Origin of the sequence: Mycobacterium sp., from assembly GCF_036488105.1 — a bacterium.
Lineage (GTDB): Bacteria > Actinomycetota > Actinomycetes > Mycobacteriales > Mycobacteriaceae > Mycobacterium.
On the sequence record NZ_DASXHW010000152.1, the window covers coordinates 1 to 6752 of the forward strand.

The 6752-nt window shown below is 66.1% G+C and carries 5 protein-coding genes and 3 pseudogenes; 7 read left to right on the forward strand and 1 reads right to left on the reverse strand.

Annotation, left to right across the window (positions count from 1 at the left end):
• The 3 genes and pseudogenes from VGH54_RS07915 to VGH54_RS07925 all read left to right on the forward strand — a co-directional run.
• Nucleotides 1–366 (forward strand): annotated as a pseudogene (locus VGH54_RS07915) (TetR/AcrR family transcriptional regulator); the annotation flags it as partial.
• A 39-nt stretch (nt 367–405) separates the two neighbouring features.
• On the forward strand, nt 406–2244 hold the full coding sequence (locus VGH54_RS07920) for an amino acid permease (RefSeq protein ID WP_331511381.1): 1839 nt from the start codon (nt 406–408) through the stop codon (nt 2242–2244).
• Nucleotides 2244–3581, forward strand: a pseudogene (locus VGH54_RS07925) (amino acid permease); the annotation flags it as partial. The gene VGH54_RS07920 and the pseudogene VGH54_RS07925, both read left to right, overlap by 1 nt.
• A 5-nt stretch (nt 3582–3586) precedes the next feature.
• On the opposite strand, the pseudogene VGH54_RS07930 reads toward VGH54_RS07925, so the two are convergent.
• Nucleotides 3587–3981 (reverse strand): annotated as a pseudogene (locus VGH54_RS07930) (nitroreductase family deazaflavin-dependent oxidoreductase).
• A gap of 22 nt (nt 3982–4003) precedes the next feature.
• Between VGH54_RS07930 and VGH54_RS07935 the strand changes: the two are divergent.
• From VGH54_RS07935 to VGH54_RS07950, 4 genes are all read left to right on the forward strand, one after another.
• Nucleotides 4004–4402: a nitroreductase/quinone reductase family protein gene (locus VGH54_RS07935; RefSeq protein WP_331511386.1), complete on the forward strand. Its 399-nt coding sequence runs from the start codon at nt 4004–4006 to the stop codon at nt 4400–4402.
• 99 nt (nt 4403–4501) lie between these two features.
• Complete coding sequence (locus VGH54_RS07940) at nt 4502–4960, forward strand: hypothetical protein (protein ID WP_331511383.1); 459 nt, start codon at nt 4502–4504, stop codon at nt 4958–4960.
• 80 nt (nt 4961–5040) lie between these two features.
• Nucleotides 5041–6336 (forward strand): glutamate-1-semialdehyde 2,1-aminomutase, encoded by a 1296-nt coding sequence (hemL, locus tag VGH54_RS07945; RefSeq protein WP_331511384.1) that lies wholly within the window; start codon nt 5041–5043, stop codon nt 6334–6336.
• Nucleotides 6336–6752 (forward strand): histidine phosphatase family protein (locus tag VGH54_RS07950; protein ID WP_331511385.1); only part of this gene is annotated, 417 nt, incomplete at its 3' end. The genes hemL and VGH54_RS07950, both read left to right, overlap by 1 nt.

Here is a 6752-nt window from a genome sequence, read left to right on the forward strand (position 1 = left end):
AGGCCACAGTCGAATTACTACGTCGAGGCGTTCACGCTGTCGATCGTGCGGTTCCAGCAACACCGCGTGCTGACCCGGATGCTCGCCGACGAGCCCGGCCTGATGCTCGAGTTGGCGCGCCGACACTGGGACGCCGCCGTCGAACGGATGGCTGCCGCGCTGCGGGTGATCTTCCCCGACGGCTTCGCTGAGCAGATCGGCGTTGACGCAGTCGATCAGCTGGCCGACACCATCCTGCGTTACGCGACAATGCTGTTGTTGTTGCCGACCCGCGAACCGCCTGCTGACGCCGAGGACATTCGGGCTTTTGCCACCGCACACTTCCTGCCCAGCCTGCCTGCGGCGCTGCGCGCCGTACCGGTCTGAATCGAGCGCGGCCGCACGGGTAGGTGTTAGCGTCCGGTCATGCTGCCGACCCACAAGACGAGCGGCGCCGCGCCGCTACGCGGGGGGCTCTCGCAACGCCAGCTGAACATGATTGCGCTCGGCGGTGTCATCGGCGCGGGCTTGTTCGTCGGATCCGGCGTCATCATCGGCGAGACGGGACCCGGTGCGTTTATCACCTACGCGCTCTGCGGGGTACTGGTCGTCCTGGTGATGCGGATGCTCGGCGAGATGGCCACCGCCAACCCGTCTACGGGTTCGTTCGCCGACTACGCGCGGCAGGCGTTGGGCGGTTGGGCGGGCTTCTCGGTGGGCTGGCTGTATTGGTACTTCTGGGTGGTGGTGGTCGGTTTCGAAGCCATTGCCGGCGGTGCCGTGCTGTCCTACTGGATCCACGCGCCGCTGTGGCTGCTGTCGGGGGTCCTGATGGTCGCGATGACGGCGACCAACTTGTTCTCGGTCGCCGCCTTCGGCGAGTTCGAATTCTGGTTCGCTGGAATCAAAGTCGCGGCGATCGTGGCGTTCCTGACCCTGGGCTCGCTGTTCGTCTTTGGATTCTGGCCGCGGCACGGCCTCGACTTCAGCAACCTGACCGCCCACGGCGGCTTCTTCCCGAACGGAGTCGGCACGGTATTCGGTGCCATCTCGGTGGTCATCGGCGCGATGGTCGGCGCCGAAGTGGCCACCATCGCTGCCGCCGAAACCGCGAATCCTGAACGGGCGGTGGCGCGCGCGACCAAATCGGTGGTCGTGCGGATCGTCATCTTCTACCTGGGATCGGTGTTCCTGCTCGCGGTGATCGTGCCGTGGAACGCTGAGCGCCCCGGGGTGTCGCCCTACGTTGCGGCCTTGGGGGAGATGGGAATTCCGGCCGCCGGCCACATCATGAACGCGGTGGTGCTCACCGCGGTGCTGTCGTGTCTGAACTCCGGCCTCTACACAGCGTCACGGATGCTGTTCGTGCTCGCCGCCCGCGGCGAAGCGCCGATGGACTTGGTCAAGGTGGGTCGACGCGGAGTGCCCTACCTCGCGATCCTGGTTTCGTCGATCGTGGGATTTATTTGCGTTCTCATGGCGTGGGTGGCGCCTGGGGCGGTATTCACCTTCCTGCTGAAATCGTCTGGATCCCTTGTTCTTTCGGTCTATCTGTTGATCGCGATTTCTCAGATCGTGCTGCGCCGGCGCACCCCGCCCGACCGGTTGCAAGTGAAAATGTGGTTGTTCCCCGGATTGTCGATACTCACAGTTGCCGCGCTGGTCGGCGTGCTGGTGCTGATGGCGTTCGACCCGAACGCCCGGATGGAGCTGTGGCTGGGTCTGCTGTCCTGGGCGGTGATGTTGGTGCTGTACTTCGTGCCCAGGTGGCGGCGTGGACCGGCCAAAGCCGAGGATGCGACGCGCCAGCCGACCGGCCGGGCGAACCGCGTTCTGGTGCTGGCCAACAAAAACGTCTCTACGAGTGAGCTTTTCGACGTGCTGCGCCGTGTCGACGCCCAACAGCGCGCCGAGTACTTCATCTGTGTGCCGGTGAACCCGGTCGACACCGGCCAGGCCGAGCGGACCGGTCCGGTGTTCGTCCTGGACGCCACCGTCACGGCGGCGCGAGAACGTCTCGACGCCATCCTGACCGCCATGCATGGCATCGGGCTCTCCGCCGTAGGCGAACTCGGCGACTACCGGCCGCTGCGGGCGCTCGACGCCGCGGTGCGACGCTTCCAACCCGACCAGCTGGTGATCGCCGAGGCCCGCTCGGCGTGGTTGCGCCTCGGCATGGTCGACAAAGTGCGGGCCGCGTATCCGATCCCGGTCATCCACGTGGTGCCAGGGCAGTCGGCACTGAGCACGGCCCGATCTGTCTGATGGCCGCCACACCGCAACTGCAACAAGGCTTGTCGCAACGGCAGCTGATGATGATCGCCATCGGCGGGATCATCGGCGCCGGGTTCTTCGTCGGCTCGGGCGTGGTCATCGGCAAAGCCGGTCCGGCCGCATTCCTGGCCTATGCGCTGTGCGGCGTGCTGATCATCCTGGTGATGCGAATGCTCGGTGAGATGGCCGCCGCGAACCCCACCACCGGTTCGTTCGCCGAATACGCACGGCAAGCTCTGGGGGGCTGGGCGGGGTTCTCGGCCGGTTGGCTGTATTGGTACTACTGGGTGATCGTCGTCGGCTTCGAGGCGGTTGCCGGGGCGAAGGTCATCACCTACTGGTTTCAGGCGCCGCTGTGGTTGTTGTCGCTGATCTTGATGGTGTTGATGACGGCGACCAACCTGTTCTCGGTGGCCTCCTATGGCGAGTTCGAATTCTGGTTCGCGGGAATCAAAGTCGCGACCATCGTGCTGTTTCTGCTTCTCGGCAGCGTGTACGCATTAGGGCTATGGCCGCACCGGCACGCCGATTTCTCCAATCTGCACGTGCATGGCGGCTTCTTCCCGAACGGGGTGCACGCCGCCTTCGGTTCGATCGTGGTGGTGATCTTTTCGATGGTCGGTGCGGAAATCGCGACCATCGCCGCCGCCGAGACCCCCGATCCGCAGCGAGCCGTCCAGCGAGCGACCAACGCAGTCGCCGCCCGCATCGCGATTTTCTTTGTCGGCTCGGTATTTCTGCTCACCGTGCTGTTGCCGTGGAACTCCTTGCAGCCCGGCTCCTCGCCGTTCGTGGCCGCGTTCAAGCAGATCGGAATCCCCGGCGCCGATCACCTGATGAATGCCGTCGTGCTGACCGCGGTGCTGTCCTGTCTGAACTCCGGGTTGTACAGCGCGTCCCGGGTGCTGTTCGCGCTCGCCGCTCAACATGAGGCGCCGGCCCGGATGTTCAACGTCAGCCGGCGCGGGGTGCCTTACCTCGCGATCGTGAGCTCGTCGGTCGTCGGCTTTCTGTGCGTCATCATGGCCGGGGTCGCGCCCAACACGGTGTTCCTGTTCCTGCTCAATTCGTCGGGCGCCATCGTGTTGTTCGTCTACTTGTTGATTGCGTTGTCGCAGATCGTGTTACGCCGCAAGACGCCGTCAGAGAAGCTGCGGGTCAAGATGTGGTTCTTCCCCGTGCTGTCGATCCTGACGGTGGCCGGGATCGTCGCGGTGCTCGTGCAAATGGCGTTCGACAGCTCCGCCCGCTCGCAGTTCTGGCTGAGCCTGTTGTCGTGGGCCGCCGTGGTCGCGATGTATTTCGTGACCAAACGTATTGCGGCCCGGGCTGCTTAACCGGTCTTGGTCAGCAGGACGGCCTGCTCGATGGCAATCTTCCGAAGACCCGGTGCGCTGCGCCGCTGACGTGCGCCGCGGCCTCCTCCTTTGTGACGGTCTGCGGGTTGGCGACGCTGAACGTTTTGCCGTGACGGCGCATCTTTCCGCCGCCGGCGGCGTTCAGGTTCTTCAGCCAGTCGCGGTCCGGGCCGTAGGTCAGCAGGATCGCCACGCCCGGCTTCCCGTCGACGTCTGCGTTGAACACCGTCAACGGGGTGCGGTAGGGCTTGCCGGAACGACGTCCGACGTGTTCGAGGATGCCGAAGGACGGGGCCCAGCCGGCCCACATCCGCTGAATCGGGTTGGTCACGTGCCGGTTGAACCGGGCGAGTCGTTGCGGTAGTTGCATGCCGCTATCAAACTCTTACTTCATGGCCTACCTCAAGCCTCCGTGGTTCACCGTCAAGGTCTTCAACCGGATCGCGATGGCCACCGGCATCAGCAACACCGAGACCCTCACAGTCACGAAACGGGGCAGCAAGGAGCAGCAGCACATTCCCGTCGTCACCGTGAGCCTCGACGGCACTCGGTATCTGGTATCCACTCGTGGCGAATCGCAGTGGGTGAAGAATGTCCGCGCCAACCCCAGCGTCACCTTGACCACCAAAACCGGCGCGGTGAGTTACCACGCGCACGAAACCCCGACTCCACAGCGCCCGCCCATCCTGACCGCCTACCAGAAGAAGGCGGGTAGGGCCGTCGACGGGTACTTCCGAAGATTGCCCGACCCTGCCGACCATCCGGTGTTCGCGCTCACCGAGAAGGCGTGATCGGCGATTACCGGGTCACCCGCCCATTGTTCCAAATAAGCTCCCAACCAAGACGAGGTCTGCACCGAATCCCCCTTCACGAATATGAGGAGGAGCACGATGACCTATCCCACCGTCGAGGATCTGCCCGAAGCGGCAACCTCCACGTTGCTCGGCGTCTGTGTCCAGCTGTCGCAGTCGCGACACCCCGGCTTGGCGCGGTGGGCCGCGTCGGTGTCCGATGCTCTGCTGGTGCGGCTGGTATCGGTGACCACGGGTGTTCACGTCGACGGCGGCACGACCGAACCCCGCCCGCCGCTGGCCAGGCTCGACGCCGCGGAGCTCGAAGGACTGTACTCACTCCTGCTCGCCGGCACGGAGGCCAGCGACGACGAATCAGTCGTCCGGTGGTGCACCCGCATGAGCCGGCTCATCGTCGCCGAGATCTACCGCCGCGAATACATCCAGGTGGCGATCGACGCCAAGGCTGCCGCCATCGAAGCCGAGGAGCGGCGGCTTGCCTGCGAGACGCGACCAGCACCCGTTCTTCGCACCGTGTTGCCGTCGTCCGCCGTATAGCCATCGCCTGACCGACGTCGAACGCACAACAACTACACCCTGTAGTCGGACCGCTCCCAGCGGCTGGGACACTGGAGCACGTGCATACCGAGGTCTCGGCGAAGCTGTTTGACGACGCCTGCGCGGTCATCCCGGGCGGGGTGAACTCGCCGGTGCGGGCGTTCAAGGCGGTCGGCGGCAGCCCGCGGTTCATCACCGAGGCCCGCGGCTACTGGCTGACCGACGCCGACGGCAACCGCTACGTCGACCTGGTCTGCTCATGGGGACCGATGATCCTCGGCCACGCGCACCCGTCGGTGGTAGAAGCCGTCACCAAGGCCGCCGCCAGCGGCCTGTCGTTCGGGGCCCCAACCCCCGCCGAAAGCGAACTGGCCGCCGAGATCATCGACCGGGTGGCGCCGGTTGAGCTGATCCGGTTGGTCAACTCCGGCACCGAGGCCACCATGAGCGCGGTGCGACTGGCCCGCGGATTCACCGGCCGCGCCAAGATCGTCAAGTTCTCCGGCTGCTACCACGGCCATGTCGACGCGTTGCTGGCCGACGCCGGCTCCGGGGTCGCGACGCTGGGCCTGCCGTCCTCGCCGGGAGTCACCGGTGCGACCGCTGCCGACACGATTGTGTTGCCCTACAACGACGTTGACGCCGTAGCGCGGACGTTCGATCAGTTCGGGGACCAGATCGCCGCAGTGATCACCGAGGCCAGCCCCGGCAACATGGGCGTCGTCCCGCCCGCGCCGGGCTACAACGCCGCGCTGCGCGCGATCACCGGCAAGCATGGCGCGCTGTTGATCGTCGACGAGGTGATGACCGGGTTTCGGGTCAGCCGAAGTGGTTGGTACGGAATCGATCCGGTCGATGCCGACCTGTTCACCTTCGGCAAAGTGATGAGCGGCGGGCTGCCCGCCGCGGCCTTCGGTGGGCGCGCCGAGGTGATGCAACGGCTCGCCCCGCTGGGCCCGGTGTATCAGGCCGGCACGCTGTCCGGTAACCCGGTCGCGGTCGCCGCCGGGCTGGCCACGCTGCGGGGCGCCGGCGATGCGGTATATGCCGCGCTCGATGCCAATGCCGACCGGTTGGCCGGACTGCTGTCCCTGGCCCTGACCGAAGCCGGTGTGCCACATCAGATCCCGCGGGCCGGCAACATGCTCAGCGTGTTCTTCGGCGACGCGCCGGTCACCGACTTCGCATCGGCCCGCGCCAGCGAGACGTGGCGTTTCGCACCGTTCTTCCACGCGCTGCTGGACGGCGGCGTCTACCCGCCCTGCAGCGCCTTTGAAGCCTGGTTCGTCTCGGCCGCCCTCGACGACGCCGCCTTTGACCGGATCGCCGACGCGCTGCCTAAGGCCGCGACTGCAGCCAAGGAGAGCAAGCCCTGATGGCCGAACAGACCCGCGTCCACCTGATCCGCCACGGTGAGGTGTACAACCCCGACGGCGTACTCTACGGACGGCTGCCCGGATTCCGGTTGTCCGACAGGGGAGTTCGGCAGGCCCAAGCGGCGGCTGACGCGTTGGCCGACCGCGATATCGTCGCCGTCATCGCCTCCCCGCTGCAGCGTGCGCAGGAGACCGCCGCACCGATCGCCGCCCGCCACAACCTGGAGGTCGACACCGACCCCGACCTGATCGAGTCGGCCAACTTCTTCGAGGGTAAGCGAGTAGGTCCGGGCGACGGCGCCTGGCGGGACCCGCGGTTCTGGTGGCAGCTGCGCAACCCGTTCACCCCGTCGTGGGGTGAGCCGTACAAGCAGATCGCGGCCCGCATGACGACCGCGATAGACAAGGCCCGCGCG